Origin of the sequence: Proteiniphilum saccharofermentans (assembly GCF_900095135.1) — a bacterium.
In the GTDB taxonomy this organism is placed as follows: Bacteria; Bacteroidota; Bacteroidia; order Bacteroidales; family Dysgonomonadaceae; genus Proteiniphilum; species Proteiniphilum saccharofermentans.
The window spans coordinates 2,315,718-2,334,712 of record NZ_LT605205.1 but is presented as its reverse complement, the minus strand read 5'-3'; the positions used below and the strand labels follow the sequence as shown (position 1 = coordinate 2,334,712).

The 18,995-nt window shown below is 46.2% G+C and carries 15 protein-coding genes; 11 read left to right on the top strand and 4 right to left on the bottom strand.

Features of this window, described 5'->3' with window-relative positions:
• Positions 1-55: 55 nt before the first annotated feature.
• Both asnA and ung read left to right on the top strand, forming a co-directional pair.
• On the top strand, positions 56-1,093 hold the full coding sequence (gene asnA / locus PSM36_RS09135) for an aspartate--ammonia ligase (protein ID WP_076930649.1): 1,038 nt from the start codon (positions 56-58) through the stop codon (positions 1,091-1,093).
• Positions 1,094-1,174: 81 nt separating this feature from the next.
• Entirely contained in the window at positions 1,175-1,837 is a 663-nt protein-coding gene (gene ung / locus PSM36_RS09130) for a uracil-DNA glycosylase (protein ID WP_076930648.1), read from the top strand.
• 14 nt (positions 1,838-1,851) lie between these two features.
• On the opposite strand, the gene sufB is transcribed toward ung, so the two are convergent.
• Complete coding sequence (gene sufB, locus PSM36_RS09125; protein WP_076930647.1) at positions 1,852-3,303, bottom strand: Fe-S cluster assembly protein SufB; 1,452 nt, start codon at positions 3,301-3,303, stop codon at positions 1,852-1,854.
• A 277-nt stretch (positions 3,304-3,580) separates the two neighbouring features.
• On the opposite strand from sufB, the gene PSM36_RS09120 reads away from it, so the two are divergent.
• Positions 3,581-4,150, top strand: coding sequence for a YceI family protein (locus PSM36_RS09120; RefSeq protein WP_076930646.1), 570 nt, complete (start codon positions 3,581-3,583; stop codon positions 4,148-4,150).
• 68 nt (positions 4,151-4,218) lie between these two features.
• Here the strand turns inward: PSM36_RS09120 and PSM36_RS09115 are convergent, their stop codons facing one another.
• The 3 genes from PSM36_RS09115 to pheS all read right to left on the bottom strand — a co-directional run bounded on the left by PSM36_RS09115 (position 4,219) and on the right by pheS (position 7,369).
• Positions 4,219-5,076 carry a DUF3298 and DUF4163 domain-containing protein gene (locus PSM36_RS09115; protein ID WP_154670996.1) on the bottom strand — a complete coding sequence of 286 codons (858 nt, stop codon included), beginning with the start codon at positions 5,074-5,076 and terminating at the stop codon, positions 4,219-4,221.
• A 55-nt stretch (positions 5,077-5,131) separates the two neighbouring features.
• The gene (locus PSM36_RS09110) at positions 5,132-6,211 is read right to left on the bottom strand and encodes a DUF4831 family protein (protein WP_076930644.1); all 1,080 of its coding nucleotides are present in this window, start codon (positions 6,209-6,211) and stop codon (positions 5,132-5,134) included.
• 138 nt (positions 6,212-6,349) lie between these two features.
• Positions 6,350-7,369, bottom strand: coding sequence for a phenylalanine--tRNA ligase subunit alpha (gene pheS, locus PSM36_RS09105; protein ID WP_076930643.1), 1,020 nt, complete (start codon positions 7,367-7,369; stop codon positions 6,350-6,352).
• A 145-nt stretch (positions 7,370-7,514) separates the two neighbouring features.
• Between pheS and tilS the strand changes: the two genes are divergently transcribed.
• The 8 genes from tilS (at position 7,515) to PSM36_RS09070 (ending at position 18,849) form a co-directional block, all read left to right on the top strand.
• Positions 7,515-8,837 carry a tRNA lysidine(34) synthetase TilS gene (gene tilS, locus PSM36_RS09100; protein WP_076930642.1) on the top strand — a complete coding sequence of 441 codons (1,323 nt, stop codon included), beginning with the start codon at positions 7,515-7,517 and terminating at the stop codon, positions 8,835-8,837.
• A gap of 171 nt (positions 8,838-9,008) precedes the next feature.
• On the top strand, positions 9,009-9,146 hold the full coding sequence (locus PSM36_RS17365; protein WP_154670995.1) for a hypothetical protein: 138 nt from the start codon (positions 9,009-9,011) through the stop codon (positions 9,144-9,146).
• A gap of 118 nt (positions 9,147-9,264) precedes the next feature.
• On the top strand, positions 9,265-10,536 hold the full coding sequence (serS, locus tag PSM36_RS09095; protein ID WP_076930641.1) for a serine--tRNA ligase: 1,272 nt from the start codon (positions 9,265-9,267) through the stop codon (positions 10,534-10,536).
• Positions 10,537-10,799: 263 nt separating this feature from the next.
• The gene (locus PSM36_RS09090) at positions 10,800-11,057 is read left to right on the top strand and encodes a type B 50S ribosomal protein L31 (protein ID WP_019540833.1); all 258 of its coding nucleotides are present in this window, start codon (positions 10,800-10,802) and stop codon (positions 11,055-11,057) included.
• A gap of 246 nt (positions 11,058-11,303) precedes the next feature.
• Complete coding sequence (locus PSM36_RS09085) at positions 11,304-12,611, top strand: Lnb N-terminal periplasmic domain-containing protein (protein WP_083710995.1); 1,308 nt, start codon at positions 11,304-11,306, stop codon at positions 12,609-12,611.
• A 24-nt stretch (positions 12,612-12,635) separates the two neighbouring features.
• Positions 12,636-14,222, top strand: coding sequence for an alkaline phosphatase family protein (locus PSM36_RS09080; RefSeq protein WP_076930640.1), 1,587 nt, complete (start codon positions 12,636-12,638; stop codon positions 14,220-14,222).
• Between the two features lie 160 nt (positions 14,223-14,382).
• Positions 14,383-17,682 (top strand): preprotein translocase subunit SecA, encoded by a 3,300-nt coding sequence (gene secA, locus PSM36_RS09075; protein ID WP_076930639.1) that lies wholly within the window; start codon positions 14,383-14,385, stop codon positions 17,680-17,682.
• A 216-nt stretch (positions 17,683-17,898) separates the two neighbouring features.
• Complete coding sequence (locus tag PSM36_RS09070) at positions 17,899-18,849, top strand: IS30 family transposase (protein WP_076931995.1); 951 nt, start codon at positions 17,899-17,901, stop codon at positions 18,847-18,849.
• The last annotated feature ends 146 nt before the right edge of the window (positions 18,850-18,995 follow it).

The following is an 18,995-nucleotide window of genomic DNA, read 5'->3' as shown; positions in this document are numbered from 1 at the left end:
AATGAATAAATGTCATACCTTTGTGGGTTCAAAATCGAAATTCACATTAAAAAATATGTCAAAACTACAAATTCCTGCCGGTTATGCGCCGCTTCTGAACCTGAAGCAGACGGAACTGGGAATTAAGAGTATTAAAGATTTTTTTCAGGCCAATCTCTCATCTGAGCTGCGCCTTCGTCGTGTCACCGCACCTCTTTTCGTGGAGAGCGGGACCGGTATCAATGATGACCTGAACGGTGTAGAGCGGCCGGTACAGTTTCCGATCAAGGATATGGATGACCGGAGCGCGGAGATAGTCCATTCGCTGGCAAAATGGAAGCGGTTGACACTGGCCGATTACGAGATAGAGGAGGGTTTCGGTATATATACCGATATGAACGCCATCCGTGCTGATGAAGAGTTGGACAATCTTCATTCATTATATGTGGACCAATGGGATTGGGAACTGGTTATCGGAGAGAAAGACAGGACAATAGAGTTCCTGAAGCAGGTAGTCAGACGGATTTATGCCGCCATGCTCCGTACCGAATATCTTGTCTATGAGTTATTCCCCGCTATAAAACCGCAACTTCCCCCCGAGATATCTTTCATCCATTCCGAAGAGTTGTTGCAGAAATACCCGGATCTTGATTCCAAGCAGAGGGAAGACGCCGTTACCCGTGAATATGGTGCTGTGTTTGTGTTAGGTATCGGTGCACCATTGTCCAATGGTGAACCGCATGACGGGCGTGCTCCTGACTATGACGACTGGAGCACATCCAACAGTGAGGGTTATCTGGGGTTAAATGGTGATTTGCTGGTCTGGAACCCGGTATTGGAGAAATCAGTAGAGTTATCCTCTATGGGGATTCGTGTAGATCCTGCCGCGTTGAAACGTCAACTGGAATTGCGCGGTAAAGAGGACCGGTTATCGCTCTATTTCCATCAACGGTTGATGAAGGGGGAGTTGCCTCTGTCCATTGGTGGAGGGATTGGGCAATCGAGACTCTGTATGTATTATCTTCGTAAGGCGCATATCGGGGAGATACAGGCGAGTCTATGGCCGCGTGAGATGAAAGAGGAAGCCAGAAAACAGGGGGTTTTTCTTATCTGACGGCTTTCAGCCGCTACCCTTATTTTATTCATAATTCATAATTCTTTTACTACCTTAGAGGCTTCATTAGACATATAACCTATGGATGTAAAAATAGAGGAAAGCTGGAAGGAGCACCTTCAACAGGAGTTTGAGAAACCTTATTTCAGGACATTGACCGACTTTGTGCGGAAAGAGTATGCTGCTAGAACCGTATATCCGCCGGCAAAGCTGATTTTCAATGCATTTGACAGTTGTCCCTTCAACAAGGTGAAAGTGGTGATAGTAGGGCAGGATCCTTATCATGAACCGGGCCAGGCGCATGGACTGTGCTTTTCTGTGAATGACGGAGTACAGATTCCCCCTTCGTTGGTGAATATCTATAAGGAGATAGAGGATGATCTGGGAATACCTGCACCCCGGTCGGGAGATCTGACGAGATGGGCGAAGCAGGGCGTACTCCTGCTGAATGCTACCCTGACAGTACAGGCACATCGTGCCGGATCACACCAAGGAAAAGGTTGGGAAGAATTTACCGATGTTGCTATCAAGCGACTGGCCGAAGAGAGAAATCACCTGGTTTTTATCCTGTGGGGCGCTTATGCCCAGCGAAAAGGCGCCAGTATTGATGCGAACAGGCATCTTATCTTAAAATCACCACACCCGTCACCGTTATCCGCACATAGGGGATTCTTTGGTAATAAACACTTTAGCAAGGCTAACGGCTACCTGTCGGCTCACAATATGGAGCCGATCAGATGGTAGTTCGGCCATTATCGTTATCCTACGCTTCCTTCAAGGCTGATCTGGAGTAATTTTTGAGCTTCTACCGCAAATTCCATGGGGAGTTTGTTTACCACTTCCTTCACATATCCGTTTACGATCAGTCCGATGGCTTCCTCTTCACCCAATCCACGCTGGTTGCAGTAGAAGATCTGGTCTTCGCTGATTTTGGAGGTGGTCGCCTCATGCTCAAGCACGGCCGTAGGATTCTGGATATCGGTATAGGGAAAAGTGTGCGCCCCACAGTGGTCGGTCAGCAGCAGGCTATCACATTGAGAGTGGTTACGCGCATTCTCCGCCTTTTGGGTCACCTTCACCAGTCCACGGTAGCTGTTCTGGCTGCTGCCTGCGGATATCCCTTTGGAGACGATACGGCTACGGGTATTTTTACCTATGTGGATCATCTTTGTGCCGGTATCTGCCTGCTGATAGTTGTTGGTAACTGCCACCGAATAGAATTCACCCACAGAATAGTCACCTGCCAAAATACAGGAAGGATATTTCCAGGTGATGGCCGATCCGGTCTCTACCTGTGTCCAGGAGATCTTGGAATGCACTCCTTTACATATCCCCCGTTTGGTCACGAAATTATAGACACCACCTTTCCCGTTCTTATCTCCGGGATACCAGTTCTGTACGGTAGAGTATTTCACCTCTGCATGATCGAGAGCTACGATCTCCACGATAGCTGCGTGCAGTTGGTTCTCGTCGCGCATGGGAGCAGTACACCCTTCGAGATAGCTCACGTAAGAGTTGTTGTCGCCCACAATAAGTGTCCGTTCGAACTGGCCGGTATTGGCCGTGTTGATACGGAAGTAGGTAGAAAGCTCCATCGGACAGCGTACTCCTTCCGGGATATAGACGAATGAACCGTCGCTGAACACCGCCGAGTTCAACGCTGCATAATAGTTGTCTTTATAGGGAACGACCGTTCCCAGGTATTTCCTTACCAGGTCGGGATGATGTCTTACCGCTTCACTGAAGGAGCAGAAGATAATTCCTTTTTCGGCAAGCACCTCTTTGAAGGTGGTTTTGATAGAGACACTGTCCATCACCGCATCTACAGCAACCCCTGTGAGCTGTTTCTGTTCTTCAAGGGGGATTCCCAGACGCTCGAAAGTTTTTAATAATTCCGGATCGACCTCGTCCAGACTTTTTGGGTTTTTCTTCTTCGTAGGATCGGCATAATAGATGATATCCTGATAATCGATTTCAGGAATCTTCAGGTGTGGCCAGTCCGGCATTTCCATCGTCAACCAGTGACGATATGCTTTCAACCGGAATTCAAGCAACCACTCGGGTTCCCCCTTTTTCGCCGAAATCAACCGGATGACATCCTCGTTCAACCCCTTTTCTATGACTTCGGTCTCCACGTCAGTGGTAAAACCGAATTTATAATCCTGGGTAGTTAACTCATTTAATATCTGATCTTGATCTAATTCTTGCATAATTCTTCTATTTCACAGCCGTAGCCGTCGATTGACATGATTCTGGCAGGAGACAAAGCCTCCGGCACTTTGTAACAACTAATCCGTCGTTTTTGTTGTACAAAGATAGTGCTTTTTCACCAATTCCACAGGACAAGGAGCGGAAACGGTAAATTATCAATGTTAAAACCGGTGAGGGAGAAGTATCGGGTGGTGCAATTGAACAATCATTGCTTTTGGAGTGTTAATTCAACATAAATAGTGAGGCAATATGCCTATAAATTAATTATATGAATATATGAAGAGAATAACATTTTTATTAATCATTTTTGTTGCCGGTTTTGGTGTAATGGCACAGTCCAATTACAAGGTGGATCCGGCACACGCTTCGGTGAACTTTAAGGTAAAACATAGTGGTATCACGTTTGTACAGGGACGATTCGATAAGTTTGACGGTGCCATTATTGGGAGTCCCGGTCAGTTGGAATCGGCAAGGGTATTTTTCAATGTAAGTGTGGAAAGTATCAATACCGGTATACCGATGCGTGACGACCATTTGCGGAGTGCCGATTTTTTTGAGGTGACACAGTTCCCGACCATGTCGTTTGAAAGTACGGGTATCGAGAAAGTGGAAGATGGCAAGTACAAGTTGCATGGTAAATTGCAGATCAAGGACGTAACGAAAGATACTACCTTTGATGTGGTGTACGGCGGTACGGTGAAAGGACAGGACGGATCGGAGGTGATTGGTTTTACTGCCAAAAACAAGATTAACCGTTTGGATTACAATGTAGCCTTTGATCCTGATGGAGCAGGTATTGGTAAAGATGTGCATATTACCCTTTTCCTTGAGTTCAAGAACAACTAATCTTGTATCAATGAGATAATAAAATCAGCCGGTATGCAGCCGGCTGATTTTATTTTGTAATCTGGTCTCTATTTTTTCAGGAAATATCTTGAAATAATACTTTCCGGCAATAGGATATCGGAGAGTTCGGAATAGGGTACCGACACATCAATGACGCCCATGGCATAAGGGGCGATCTCATATTGATTATAGGAATAATGAATATTTTTCCCGTCAAGCCAGAAGTTATTGTTGGGAACGATATCCTCAATGGTAAAGAACCCTTTCATAAGAAGGGAATCGGCAACAGGAACATCATATTTTTTCATTAACTGTACCACAATTTTCTCCGTAAGCGGCTTGAAATATCCCGGTACGAACAAGTCCTCTTCAGTAAGGGTGACCAGGTCATTCAGGTCTACATTAGTATAGGTGATCCGGTAGGAACCATGCGCCCCGCCTTCATAGTCACTGTATTCAACGGCATAGCTCAACAGTGAATCATTTTGGAACAGTATCTTATTGCTGTTATTCATAATATACCAGTACCATGAAGGCATCTTTCCTTCAATACGTGCTTTGTCTTCATAATAATAGTTCGACAGTGATTGATACCGGTCGGTATACTCCTTAAGATATTGATCCACTGCTTCCTGTGGAGTAAGCGCATCATAATTGCTGTCGCCGAAGAATGTTCCCTGGAAAATTTGTTGCAAGCGCGCCAGACTTTCACTGTCCCGAAATTTCACGGGGTAAGTAAAAGAAATGTCTACATCAGCATAGGGAAGGGTAGTATCGTTCTCCTGCAAAAGCGGGATATGCCGTGCCACTACAATACTGTCAAAATCTATCCTGGATGATTTTGCACCTCCTCTTCTTCCGTTGCACGAAATCAGAATGATTCCTGTTAAGAGGATAAAGATTGAAAATTTAGTTTTGATTTGCATACTGTTATCGATTATCAGGTTGATCTTTGTTACATTGGCACATGGCACATTGGTTCTATTGAATAATCTGCTTGATGGCACCCAATTCCGGATAAAAATAAACTTTGATAGGTTGCTTGGTATTGTCGAACATTCTCCTTACAAGGACATCTTGCGTGCCGTATTGTACTACGTCCACCTCTTTGTTTGCCAGCGTCCTGTTTCTGAATTCAATGTTCAACATGGCTTTTCCCGGGACATTATACACAATCCCGTCGCTAAGTTTATTTTCCAATCGTTTCAAATCCCGCTCTGATAGTTGCATCTCTACTTTGGGAGTTTTATTCACCAGCGAGAGGTAGATAGCTTCCCCGGCAAGGTTATCGGCATCCACAGGACCCAACTTTTCTGAGAAACGGGCAACCACCCTGCGGTCGATATCCCTCTCATCGGGAACAACAGTGTAGCTATGGGTAAAGTATTCGGCCTGTTCGCTTCCGGTAAAGAGTTCCGTCAGTGCTTTCTCCTGTCGGTTGATCTCATCCATTACCACCTTATAGGCATTTCCGTCCGGGGGCATATTCTCTGCTTCGCCGGTCAATATGTCTGTCCTGCTGCTTCGCAGGCCAAATATCTGTCTGGCGACCAGTTCTGCCTGTCTTGCCGTAGAACCGGCCATAAGTGTCTCCTGGGACAAGTAGTTCCTCGGATTGACAGATGGCGGCAAGCCCTGGGGGATTTTTAGTTCTTCAACTGTTTCAGATTCCGGATTTGCATTGATGGTGACAATTACTCCATCTTCCCGGAGATGGACGAATGGCTCCAATGATTTGGGCCGGAATGCCACCATGAAAGAGTTATTCTTGTCGGGTATACCCCTGTTTACAATGGAGATATCTTCCAGTGTATATACAATTTTATCTTCGGTGATAGGTTTTTCTATTCCCAGGTAGCGTTGTGCATAAGGATAGAATTCTCCTTTCCGGTAAGTTGTCTTCTTCACTAACAAGGTTATCTCGAACGATGTCTTGGGTAATGAATAAACCACACCATAGTCGTTGGCCTTGATAGCGTTTACCCGTGTCGTCTTCTGTGCGGATACGCCGAAGGCGACGGCAAGGAAAAGCGTTGGGATCAGATATTTTACTCTTATCATAATTTAATTGTTGTTCAGTAGTTGTTCGATTGTTATTCGATTGTTCAACAACATGAACAAAGCGAATAAATAATCCCGCAAGGCGGGAAATAACGGCTAAGCCGAAGAACGCGAAGCGAATAACGCGTGTAGTACGGATCAGTGAGCTGATTGGAATTGCTCCAGGAAGCGGACGTCGTTCTCGGAAAACAGCCTCAGGTCCTTCACCTGGTACTTGAGATTGGTAATACGTTCAATCCCCATTCCCAATGCATAACCGGAATAGACTTTACTATCTATGCCGCAGTTCTCCAATACATTGGGGTCTACCATGCCACATCCCAGTATTTCCACCCATCCGGTATGCTTGCAGAACGGACACCCTTTCCCTCCACAGATATTGCAGGAGATATCCATCTCTGCACTAGGCTCGGTAAAGGGGAAATAGGAAGGACGCAGCCGAATTTTTGTCTGTTCGCCAAACATTTCCCTGGCAAAAAAGAGTAACGCCTGTTTCAGGTCGGCAAATGACACATCCTTGTCGATATAGAGAGCTTCTACCTGGTGGAAAAAGCAGTGGGCGCGGTAAGAGATCGCTTCGTTCCTGTACACACGTCCCGGGCAAATGATCCGGATTGGAGGATCTGTCTTTTCCATCACTCGGGTCTGTACAGAAGAGGTATGCGTGCGCAATACGATCTGAGGATCGCTTTGAACGAAGAACGTATCCTGCATGTCGCGCGCAGGATGGTCATCCGCAAAATTCAAAGATGAAAACACATGCCAGTCGTCCTCTACCTCCGGTCCTTCGGCAATGGAGAAGCCGAGTCGTTTGAAAATATCACAAATCTCTTCTTTGACAATTGAAAGCGGATGGCGTGTTCCCAAAGGGATGGGATAAGCTGTACGCGACAGATCTATATCGCCGTGGGCAGCACCATTGTTTTCAAACTGCTTCTTCAATAATTCAATTTTTTCGATTGCTTTCTGTTTCAGTCCATTCAACCGCATACCCACTTCACGCTTCTGTTCAGCAGGAACAGAACGAAAGCCATCCATCAGGGAAGATATACTGCCTTTTTTACTCAGGTATTTTATTCGTGCCATTTCTACCTCTTCCGGGGCGGAGACCGTCAATTGCTCTATTTCAGACAGGAGAGCCTCTATCTTTTCTATCATCGTCATTGAATCTTATAAACCTATATACAGTACAAAAATAGACATTTTATTACTATTTATTCCGGTTTTTAGTGAAAGATTTGTTTGGCACCACAGCAGGGTAAAGGTTAAATTAGTACTTTTGTCGAATAAAGCATTTTCGAAAATGATCGATAGGGTACGCCGATTTATTGAAAAAGAGAAACTATTCGCACCAGGGGCTACAGTCATAGTGGGGTTGAGCGGAGGGATGGATTCTATGGTGTTGCTCGACCTGCTCACATTGTCGGGATACCAATGTGTGGCTGCTCATTGCAATTTTCATTTGCGTGGTGAGGAATCAAACCGTGATGCCGCCTTTGTAAAGAAATGGTGCAAAGGCATCGATATTCCCTTTACATCTATCGACTTCGATACTACCCAATATGCTGCCGACAAAAAGATCTCTATTGAGATGGCGGCCCGCGAGTTACGTTATGACTGGTTTGAGATTGTCCGACGCCAGTATGTTGCAGAAGCGGTTGCCGTAGCCCACCACAAGGATGATTCGGTGGAAACGGTGTTGCTGAACCTGATCCGGGGAACCGGTATCAAGGGTTTGTCAGGAATCATGCCGAAGAACAGGCATGTAGTACGCCCTCTCCTGTGTGTGACGCGTGCCGAGATTGAGGAGTATATTGCTGAACGGGATATGCCTTATGTGTTCGACAGCACAAACGATAATGATATTTTTCTACGGAATTCGCTCCGGTTGAATATCATTCCTCAGTTGGAGAAATTGAACCCGTCGGTGAGAGAAGCCATTTGGCGCACTTCACGGAACCTCTTCGAGGCGGAAAAGGTTTATAGTGAATCTCTTCGTGATATAATAAAGGATTTGTTTCGAGATGATAAAATCGACATTGCGAAGCTCCGTCAAACGGCATCACCCAGGTCAGTCCTGTTTGAGATTCTCTCCCCACTCGGTTTTGGAGCATCAGTGATCGAGGATGTTTATCTTGGTATGGAAAGCACTTCGGGAAAGGTCTTCCATTCGAAGTCATATCGTCTGATCAAAGACCGTGGCGTTTTTATCCTTGATCCCGTAACAGGAAATGAACGGGATGGAGAACTTATCCAAATCCATTTGGAGACGGAAGAGGTAACCGGATCTCTTCATTTACTGATCCGGAAAGAGGAAATGCCCCTCTCCATAGAGAAAAACAGCCGGATCCTGTATGCCGATCTCAGTAAATTGAAATTTCCCCTTACCGTGAGGAGATGGAATAAGGGAGATTGGTTTATCCCTTTTGGCATGAAAGGCAGGAAAAAAGTGAGTGATTATTTCACCGACCGGAAATATAGTTTGAAGGAGAAAGAAAATGCATGGATACTCCTTTCCGGTGATGATATAGTATGGATTGTGGGCGAGCGGCCCGACGACCGTTACAAAATAACGGAAGAAAGTAGCGACGTTTTTGTCGTGGAAATGGTAAATAATGCAATATAGCAAAGAAAAAGTGAAAATTTTCAGGAATCGATGCAACCTTTTTCTTTTTTTTGCATCTATATATAGAGTGGAAAAGTGTTTGGGTAAAATTCCGTAATCCGCTATCCCCAATTTTTCACTATTAATTTTTCACTATTAATTTTTAGTTCAAATTTCTCAATTATATCAATTATGAAGAATAATACATTTAAAGACTTACTGGTAGTGGGAGTATTTGTTGGTTTTGCTTATTATGTATCCCGTTATTACCAACAAAAAAAACAGAAAGAGAGGGAATTACGCGAAAGCCTCCATTTCCAGTTATTTTAAACCTTTCTTTATGACGTCATTTTTTTGACGTTCTCTATTGACACCCCGAATTAAATTTTGTTCCGGCAACTTCACCATGCCGGAATTTTTGTAACTTTGCGGGTCAATTAACAGTTTTATGCTTACACTCAGAAGAATCAACGAAAACCCGGAAGAGATTATACGGCAGCTATCAAAGAAACATTTCGATGGCCGGGAAGTTATCAGTCAGATCATCGATCTGGATAATACAAGACGCAAGACGCAAACCCATCTCGATGCTATCCTTGGCGAGATCAACACTATTTCCAAGTCCATCGGTCAATTGATGAAAGAGGGAAACAAGGAAGAAGCGGCTATTGCACGTGAGAAGGTGCGAGTGCTGAAAGAGACCTCCGGAGAGTTGGGTGAAACACTGAAAGATGCAGAACAGAAGATAGAGTCCCTGCTGGTCACTATTCCCAACCTGCCGCACGATTCTGTACCGGAAGGACGGACTGCCGAAGATAATCCGGTGGAACGGAGCGGAGGAGAAATTCCGTCGCTCGGTGATAATGCCCTTCCGCATTGGGAGCTGGCTAAGAAGTATGACCTGATCGATTTCGAGTTGGGGGTAAAGATTACCGGTGCCGGCTTTCCTGTGTATAAAGGGAGAGGAGCACGGCTTCAACGCGCCCTGATCAACTTTTTCCTGGACAATGCACGTGATGCGGGATTCACTGAAGTGCAACCTCCTTATCTGGTCAACAGCGATTCCGGTTTCGGAACAGGACAGTTGCCCGACAAAGAAGGACAAATGTACCATGTGGGATTGGATGACCTTTATCTTATTCCTACGGCTGAGGTACCGGTAACCAATATTTATCGGGATGTGATCCTCGAAGAAAAGGAACTCCCTGTCAAAAATACCGCCTATTCAGCTTGTTTCCGCCGTGAAGCCGGTTCCTATGGGAAAGATGTACGAGGGTTGAACCGCTTGCACCAGTTCGACAAGGTGGAAATCGTCTGTATCGACAAGCCGGAAAATTCTTATGAACGCCTCGATGAAATGGTCAGTTATGTGCAGACGCTGGTCGAAAAGCTGGAACTCCCATGGCGTATCCTGCGCCTTTGTGGAGGAGATATCAGTTTTACTTCGGCGTTGACATTCGACTTCGAAGTCTATTCTACCGCTCAAAAACGTTGGCTGGAAGTGAGCTCGGTATCCAATTTCGAGAGTTACCAGGCTAACCGCTTGAAATGCCGTTACCGGAATGCCGACCGCAAGACAGAACTTTGTCATACCCTAAACGGTAGCGCTCTGGCCCTGCCGCGTATCATGGCTGCGTTACTGGAAAATAATCAGACAGCGGAGGGTATACGGATTCCGGCTCCATTGGTACCATACTGTGGTTTTGACCTGATAGATTAGAAAATCGGGAAACAATGCATAGCGCCGTCACCGTTTTATGGGATGAGTGGCAAATGATAGGCATAAGGGTAGGGGATAATGCCCGGATGGAGAAAAAAGAGTGTTATTTATTTTTTTATTTTAAATGATTGTCATATCTTTGCACACCGAAAATTGAGAATATTCAAACAGCAGGATCAAAGGGGTTTGTCCAAGGTCGTCATTAAAAAGCGTTACAAGCTGATGACCGGCAGCTTCTGCGACCGGAAAAAATAAAAATCAGTATGAAGAAAGAGATCCATCCCAACAATTACCGTCCGGTAGTTTTTAAAGATATGTCGAATGAAGAGATTTTCATTTCGCGATCTACTATTAATGCAAAAGAAACTATCGAAATCGACGGTGTTACCTATCCGTTGGTAAAACTTGAGATTACCAGTTCTTCACATCCATTCTATACCGGAAAACAAAAACTGGTAGATACGGCAGGACGGGTTGACAAGTTTATGAGCCGTTACGGAAACCGTAACAAGAATAAATAAATCCGGTATCCACAGGATTAATGATGTAACAAATAGCGGCGGTCTGACAGGGATCGCCGCTATTTGTTATTTGAGTTATGTATTGATTTTACACAAAAATGTGTACTTTTGTCTTATCTGACAGGACGTATATGTGAAACGTATATGTAAAAACCATAACAGAGGTATTGCTTGCACCCGTTTACGCCTGCAGTTTTATGTCGGGGAAAAAATACCCGGGCTTACAGATAAACAAGTAAAAAGCCAATGAAACGAATAATCGAATCATCTTTAGTAAGTACGGAGTTTCAGACTTTTATTCGGCAAAAGAAGACTTTGATGCTTCTTTTTATCATACTGTTATCACTCCCTGCGCCGGGTCAGGTGCAACTGAATGATAATGCGAAAATAAGCCTGTTGACCGCATCGCCGTGGTATGGAGCTGTATATGCTTTTTTCGGCCATACTGCCATCCGTGTGCAGGATGATTCTACCGGCGTGGATCAGGTTTTCAATTACGGCTATTTTGATTCCTCACAACCCCATTTTATCTATAATTTTATACGTGGAAAAACGGATTATATCCTGGGTGGCCTTCCCTTTGAGGCATTTCTCAACGAATACGGATACCGGGGACAGCAGGTGGTGGAGCAGGAATTGAACCTCTCGCCGGCTGAAAAACAACAGTTGTACCATGCGCTTATGGTTAACGTATTGCCTGAAAACAGGGAGTATAGATACAACTATTTCTATGATAATTGTTCCACCCGACCCCGTGATATGGTCGAAGAATATACGGAAGGAATCATCCAATACCCTCCGACCGGCTCAGACCAATCCTATCGAGACCTGGTGCATGAATGTGTGGATGGTTATCCGTGGGTAAAGTTCGGTATCGACCTGCTGATAGGAAGTCCGGCCGACAGTACTATCAATGTGAGGGATAAAATGTTTATTCCGGACTATCTGATGGATTCTTTCGAGGGGGCAACCATTCAAAGAGGCGATACATTGAACGTGCCATTGGTGAAAAACACCGAAATGCTCTTACCTGTTGACAAAGAGATAAATAAAAAAAGCGAAGGGGTTGTATTTACACCGATTTTAACGGCATTCGCATTGTTGTTGCTTACCATAATCGTCTCCCTGATCCAGCTTATCAAACTCAATAAGACCCAACTTGCCAGGATTTATGACACAGTATTGTTTGTGATTGCCGGATTGGCCGGGATAATACTCCTGGTGTTGATGTATTTCTCGGAGCACCCTGCCACCAATCCCAACTGGAATTTTGTCTGGCTGAATCCGTTCGCTCTGATTGCTGCTTCTTTCTTCTGGATGAAATCAGCAAATAAGGCAGTTTATTTCTATCATTTTATTAACTTTGCACTCTTAACGCTTTTCCTCTTATTATGGTGGTTGATACCACAGCAATTACCGTTGGCAACAATCCCATTTTCAATGAGTTTGTGGTTCAGGTCGGGGATAAACATTTATATATTGAGGAAAAGGCGGTTAAAAAACAAACAGTTCACCACAAGTAAACACCTGAAAGCAGGTTGGGGTGGATTGTAGATTGGTAAATGACAGAATACGGGCATGGTTAGAATACTATCTTCACTGGTTGCTTTTTTTTCAATCACAACGCTTTTTGCGCAAACACCTTCGGGTGAAATACCGAAACTGGTGGTGGGAATCACCATCGACCAGTTCAGGGGTGATTATCTGGAGATGTTCAGACACAAATTCGGGAGCAAGGGATTCAACAGGTTGTTGAATAACGGCCTTGTGTACAGTAATGTATATTACGATTTCCCCAATCTGAATAAGGCATCTTCCATTACGACCATCTTTACCGGCGCCAACCCTTCCTATCATGGAATTATGGCTGAGAACAGGTATTTGGTAGATTCGAACCGTGAAATATCCTCTTTCTTCGACGATAATTATCTGGGAAATTTCACTACTGAAAAACTTTCCCCTCTTCCTGTCAAGGTTTCTACCATTGCCGACGAACTGAAAATCGCTTCAGGAGGACAGTCGGATATCTTCGCTTTTGCTCCCGATGCCTCCCAGGCACTGGCATCCGGAGGACATGCCGCGAGTGGTGCCTTCTGGATTGAAGAAGAGAACGGGAAATGGGCCACTACCACCTTTTACAAGAACAGGCAACCGGTCATTGATCAACATAACCGTAGCGGACAATCGCTCACCTATACTATTAACAGTCTTACATGGCGCCCGGCCATTGACGTGAACCAGTATGACGCTTTTCCGTATACCCGGAACAGGTATAATTTCCAGCACTACCTTGGCCCCGATAAAAAAGACCATTTCCGTCTGTTCAAACAATCGCCTTATGTGAATAAGGAAGTGAACGATATGGCGGTCAGGTTGCTTGAATCGGGATCGTTGGGGAAACGGATGAATCCCGACTTCCTGGCGCTCACTTTCTATGCGGGGAATTATGAAAAAGCACTGGATAAAAATTATTCCGTAGAAATACAGGATACCTATTACCGGCTCGATCAGGAGTTGGGACGGCTGCTCGATGCTATCGACGCATCCGTAGGACTTAAGAATACGCTGATCTTTGTCGTTTCGACAGGATACTTCGATGAGCAGGAGACTCTTCCCGACGGGATGGTTACTTCGGGTGGTGATTTCTATCCCGAACGGAGCCAGGCGCTGCTCAATATGTATCTGATGGCACTTTACGGGAGGGAGCAGTGGATCAAGAAATATTATGACAGGCAATTCTTCTTCGACAGGAAATTGCTGGAAGACAAAAAGATCGATTTAAGGGAGTTTCAACAGAGGGCTGCCGAGTTTCTGGTGCAATCGGCCGGCATTCAGGATGTGATCACTTCCTACCAGATGCTGCATGGCGCCTATAACCAGGATGTACAGTATTACAGAAACGGATTTTATAAAGGACAATCAGGTGATTTGTTTCTTCGGTTGCAACCCGGTTGGCGGATAGTAGACCCTCAGTCCGATCAGAATGTAAGAGTGCGTAACAATGCTGTTGTGGCACCCGTGATTTTCTTCGGGAGTGACATAAAACCCCAGAGAATTGAGCGTACGATTGAAGCGACCGAAATCGCGCCAAGTGTAGCATACCGGTTGCGTATCCGGGCTCCCAACGCCGCCGAAGGAGAAATCCTTCAAGAATTATTTCGATAAGCAATGAGTAGAGATCAAGTTTACTTGAACTATGCCATTGCGAGAACAATATTTATTTAATAATATATACAAAGAGGTGGAAATGTGGTAAAGTAGTCAGGAGGTTACATACCCGCAACGCGCTTCAACCTCGTAATAATTGTAATAAAATATACCTACTATGGGATGGAATGATTTTATATCAAAAATAATCGGCAACAAGGCACAACGCGACCTGAACGAAATTAATCCGGTCGTGAAAAAGGTGAAAGAGGCCTATGCCGAAATAGAGAAACTCTCTAATGATGAATTGCGTAACAGGACGAAAGAGCTTGAAAAACGCATTCAGGAATATGTTGCGGCAGAGAAGGCACAAATAGCGGAACTCAAGGCCGGTATTGATGCCATCGATCTGGATAAGCGTGAAACGGTCTGGAACCAGGTGGACAAGCTGGAGAAAGATGTGATTGAGAAGTATGGGAAGGCGCTTGATGAGGTGCTGCCCGAAGCGTTCTCCATCATGAAAGATACAGCCCGCCGTTTCACACAGAATCAGGAGATTGTGGTTACAGCTACTGATTTCGACCGGAATCTGGCTGCGAACCATGACTTTGTCCGTATTGAAGGCGATAAGGCCATCTATCAAAACCGCTGGATCGCCGGGGGGAACGAGATCACCTGGGACATGATCCATTATGATGTGCAGCTCTTCGGTGGTGTGGTACTACACCGTGGAAAAATTGCCGAGATGGCTACGGGAGAAGGTAAAACGCTGGTGGCGACACTTCCGGTTTTCCTGAACGCACTTACCCACGAAGGGGTGCACGTGGTGACTGTGAATGATTATCTGGCAAAACGTGACTCTGAATGGATGGGTCCCATGTATATGTTCCACGGTTTATCGGTAGATTGTATCGACAAACATGAACCCAACTCCGACGCCCGTCGCAAGGCTTATGAATCGGATATTACTTTCGGTACCAATAATGAATTTGGTTTTGATTACCTGCGTGATAATATGGCGATTTCGCCGAAGGACCTCGTACAACGTAAGCATAATTACGCCATTGTGGATGAGGTAGACTCGGTATTGATCGATGATGCCCGTACCCCGTTGATTATCTCCGGTCCGGTACCTAAAGGCGACGACCAATTGTACGACCAGTTCCGTCCGAGGGTGGAAATGATTGTAAAAGCGCAACGTGAGCTGACTACCCACCTGCTGGCTGAGGCAAAAGTAAAAATGGCTTCGTCCGATCCTAAGGAACAGGAAGAAGGCGCACTGTTGCTTTTCCGTTCCTATAAGGGGATGCCGAAATATAAACCTCTCATCAAGTTCCTCAGTGAACAGGGGGTGAGGGCGGCCATGCTGAAAACCGAAGCATTCTATATGCAGGAGCAGATGCGCAATATGCATGTTGTAACCGATCCGCTTTACTTCGTAATTGATGAAAAGCAGCACAGTATTGAACTGACGGATAAAGGTATCGACCTCCTGACCGGTAAGTCGGACGACCCGCATTTCTTTATCCTGCCTGATATTGCTTCCGAACTGGCGGAACTGGAGCAGTCTCCGCTTTCCGATGAAGAGAAGGCAGTTAAAAAAGACGAGTTACTACAGAACTACGCCGTGAAGTCGGAACGTGTACATACCGTCAACCAGTTGCTGAAAGCTTATACCCTGTTCGAAAAAGATGATGAATATGTGGTGATCGACAACAAGGTGAAGATTGTAGATGAGCAGACCGGCCGTGTGATGGAGGGACGCCGCTACTCCGACGGTCTGCACCAGGCGATCGAAGCGAAAGAGCGGGTAAAAGTGGAAGCAGCTACCCAGACGTTTGCCACCATCACGTTGCAGAACTTTTTCAGGATGTACAGCAAGTTGGCCGGTATGACCGGTACGGCTGAAACTGAAGCGGGTGAATTCTGGGATATCTATAAACTTGACGTAGTGGTGATCCCTACCAATAAACCTATTATCCGGGATGACCAGAACGACCGTATTTACAAGACCAAAAGGGAAAAATATACGGCGGTGATCGAAGAGACGGAAAGTCTTATCGCCAAAGGACGTCCTGTCCTTGTCGGTACCACTTCCGTAGAAATCTCGGAGTTACTGAGCCGTATGCTTACTCTCCGTAAGATCAGGCACAACGTATTGAATGCCAAGCTGCATCAGCGTGAAGCCGAGATCGTAGCCAATGCCGGACAAAAGGGAATGGTGACCATAGCCACCAACATGGCCGGTCGTGGTACCGACATCAAGCTCACCCCGGAGGTGCGGGAAGCGGGCGGTCTCGCTATCATCGGTACGGAGCGGCATGAGTCACGCCGTGTGGACCGGCAGTTGAGAGGACGTGCCGGACGCCAGGGAGATCCCGGATCAAGTGTGTTCTTTGTCTCACTGGAAGACGACCTGATGCGTCTCTTTGCTACGGAGAGGATTGCCGGCCTGATGGACCGGATGGGATTCAAAGAAGGCGACGTCCTTGAACACAATATGTTGAGCAAGTCGGTGGAACGTGCCCAAAAGAAGGTGGAAGAGAACAACTTCGGTATCCGTAAGCGTTTGCTGGAATATGACGATGTTATGAACTCCCAGCGTGAAGTGATCTATCGCCGTCGCCGTCACGCCCTGATGGGTGAACGTATCGATAACGATGTAGCCAACATGATTTCGGAGACCGCAAGGAATATTGTGGAGATCAACGAAGATAACTACGAAGGGATGAAACTCGATCTGCTTCGTGTGATGGCGCTGGATATCCCCTTCAAAGAGGAGGATATGAAGAGGATGAAACTGGACGACCAACTGCAGGCAGTGACTGCCCAGGCCTTTGAGACCTTTAAGCGTAAAACGGAGCGGCTCGCCGAAGTCGCCCAACCGGTCATCAAGCAGGTCTATGAAAATCAGGGGGCGATGTACGAAAATATCCTGATCCCGATTACCGATGGGAAAAGGGTATATAACATCTCATGCAACCTGAAGGAGGCGTATGAGACCGGATCGAAAGCATTGGTAAAAGCTTTTGAGAAATCGATCCTGCTGCATACCATAGATGAGGATTGGAAAGAGCATCTCCGGGAAATGGATGAATTGCGCCATTCGGTGCAGAATGCGAGCTACGAACAAAAAGATCCTCTGTTGATCTATAAGCTGGAGTCGTTCAACCTCTTCAAGACAATGGTAAATGACATCAACTCCAAAGCGGTATCCATTCTGATGCGGGGTCAGATACCGGTGCAGGATCCGGGAAGCGTAAGGCGTGCCACCCCTGAGCAAAAGACCGATTATAGCAAGTATCGTACTCAGAAAGAGGAGTCGGATAGTATGCCGGCAGGAGCTGGCAGGAATGGCGACCCCCAACAGAGACAGCCTCAGAAACTGGAGCCGATCCGCGTGGAGAAAAAGGTAGGGAGAAATGACCTCTGTCCTTGTGGAAGTGGGAAGAAATACAAAAACTGCCACGGCGCGTAAGCGTTTAATAAAAACTAAAAACAGGGAGCCTAAGTTCAACTTAGAAGTGCAACATCCACGTGTTGTTTTTTGAAATGATTCTTCACAACAATCATGAAAAACACCGCGGGGGTTTGCCTAACGGCCGGGGGCGCGCAAGCCCCCGAAGAGAGTCGGACAGCAACATAAAAGAAAAAGGAGACCGAAGTCTCCCTAAAATTAACTATTATGTTGCTTATGAAAAAATACAAACAGTTAACTTCAGAACAAAGGTACGCGATTTATTTAGGTTTAGAAAACGGTGACACCCAGCGGACGATCGCGAGCTTGATAGGTGTCAGTCCTTCAGCGGTGTCCAGGGAGTTGCAGCGCAACAAGGACAAGCGCGGGGGCTACTCGTGGCGACTGGCCCACGAGATGGCGATGGAGAGAAGGGAACGCCTGCCCGGCAACCGGGCCACCCCGGAATGGATCAAACAAAAGGTGATCCGGCTCGTGCGCAAGGACTGGTCGCCCGGGCAAATCAGCGGACACCTGAGAAAGAAGGAGAATATCCGGGTCTCCCACGAGACCATCTACAAGTGGATCCGGGAGGACAAGAAGGCCGGGGGCGACCTTTACAAGCATTGCCGTCACAGGCTCAAGCACCGCAAGAGACCGGTGGGCTCCGTTAGAGGCATCCCCAACCGCAGGAGCATCCGGGAAAGGCCCGTGGAGGCCGACGGGAAGCGCTTCGGCGACTTCGAGATGGACACGATGATAGGGGCCGACCAGTCGGAGGCGATACTGACGGTGACGGAAAGGAAGACGAACCTCGTGATGATCGGGGAACTGCCCCGCGGAAGGGACTCGAAAGGGTTGGCCAAGGTGCTGTGCCGCATGTTGCTACCCTACAAGGACGTGATAAGGACGATCACCACGGACAACGGCTTGGAGTTCGCGGCGCACGAACGGATCACGGAGATGCTGGAAGCCCCGGTGTACTTCACCGACCCCTATTCGGCATGGCAAAAAGGATCGATCGAAAACGCGAACAAGCTCATCCGGCAATACATCCCCAAGGGGGCGTCCTTCAAGGACTATCCACCCGACAGATTGAAGCGGATACAGCACAGGCTGAATGAAAGACCGAGGAAAAAATTGGACTTTAACACACCCAAAGTTGAGTTTTACAAACAATTAATGTAAATTGCACTTGCTGCTTGACTCTGCCGAGTAATAAACTTCCTGTTTTTTTTGTTAAATCGGGAAAAAAGTTGTACCTTAGTCTGTCCAAATTTTGGAAAATTTAAAGTAATTACTAATCTGTAAATAAACTACATAGAAATATTAGT

Bases quoted from the DNA above. Each gene is read 5' to 3' on its own strand.
- PSM36_RS09085 (WP_083710995.1), top strand. From the start codon at position 11,304: ATGAAACGAATAATCGAATCATCTTTAGTAAGTACGGAGTTTCAGACT.
- PSM36_RS09115 (WP_154670996.1), bottom strand. From the start codon at position 5,076: ATGCAAATCAAAACTAAATTTTCAATCTTTATCCTCTTAACAGGAATC.
- PSM36_RS09070 (WP_076931995.1), top strand. From the start codon at position 17,899: ATGAAAAAATACAAACAGTTAACTTCAGAACAAAGGTACGCGATTTAT.
- PSM36_RS09110 (WP_076930644.1), bottom strand. From the start codon at position 6,211: ATGATAAGAGTAAAATATCTGATCCCAACGCTTTTCCTTGCCGTCGCC.
- asnA (WP_076930649.1), top strand. From the start codon at position 56: ATGTCAAAACTACAAATTCCTGCCGGTTATGCGCCGCTTCTGAACCTG.
- tilS (WP_076930642.1), top strand. From the start codon at position 7,515: ATGATCGATAGGGTACGCCGATTTATTGAAAAAGAGAAACTATTCGCA.
- PSM36_RS09090 (WP_019540833.1), top strand. From the start codon at position 10,800: ATGAAGAAAGAGATCCATCCCAACAATTACCGTCCGGTAGTTTTTAAA.
- sufB (WP_076930647.1), bottom strand. From the start codon at position 3,303: ATGCAAGAATTAGATCAAGATCAGATATTAAATGAGTTAACTACCCAG.
- PSM36_RS09120 (WP_076930646.1), top strand. From the start codon at position 3,581: ATGAAGAGAATAACATTTTTATTAATCATTTTTGTTGCCGGTTTTGGT.
- ung (WP_076930648.1), top strand. From the start codon at position 1,175: ATGGATGTAAAAATAGAGGAAAGCTGGAAGGAGCACCTTCAACAGGAG.
- PSM36_RS09080 (WP_076930640.1), top strand. From the start codon at position 12,636: ATGGTTAGAATACTATCTTCACTGGTTGCTTTTTTTTCAATCACAACG.
- serS (WP_076930641.1), top strand. From the start codon at position 9,265: ATGCTTACACTCAGAAGAATCAACGAAAACCCGGAAGAGATTATACGG.
- PSM36_RS17365 (WP_154670995.1), top strand. From the start codon at position 9,009: ATGAAGAATAATACATTTAAAGACTTACTGGTAGTGGGAGTATTTGTT.
- secA (WP_076930639.1), top strand. From the start codon at position 14,383: ATGGGATGGAATGATTTTATATCAAAAATAATCGGCAACAAGGCACAA.
- pheS (WP_076930643.1), bottom strand. From the start codon at position 7,369: ATGATAGAAAAGATAGAGGCTCTCCTGTCTGAAATAGAGCAATTGACG.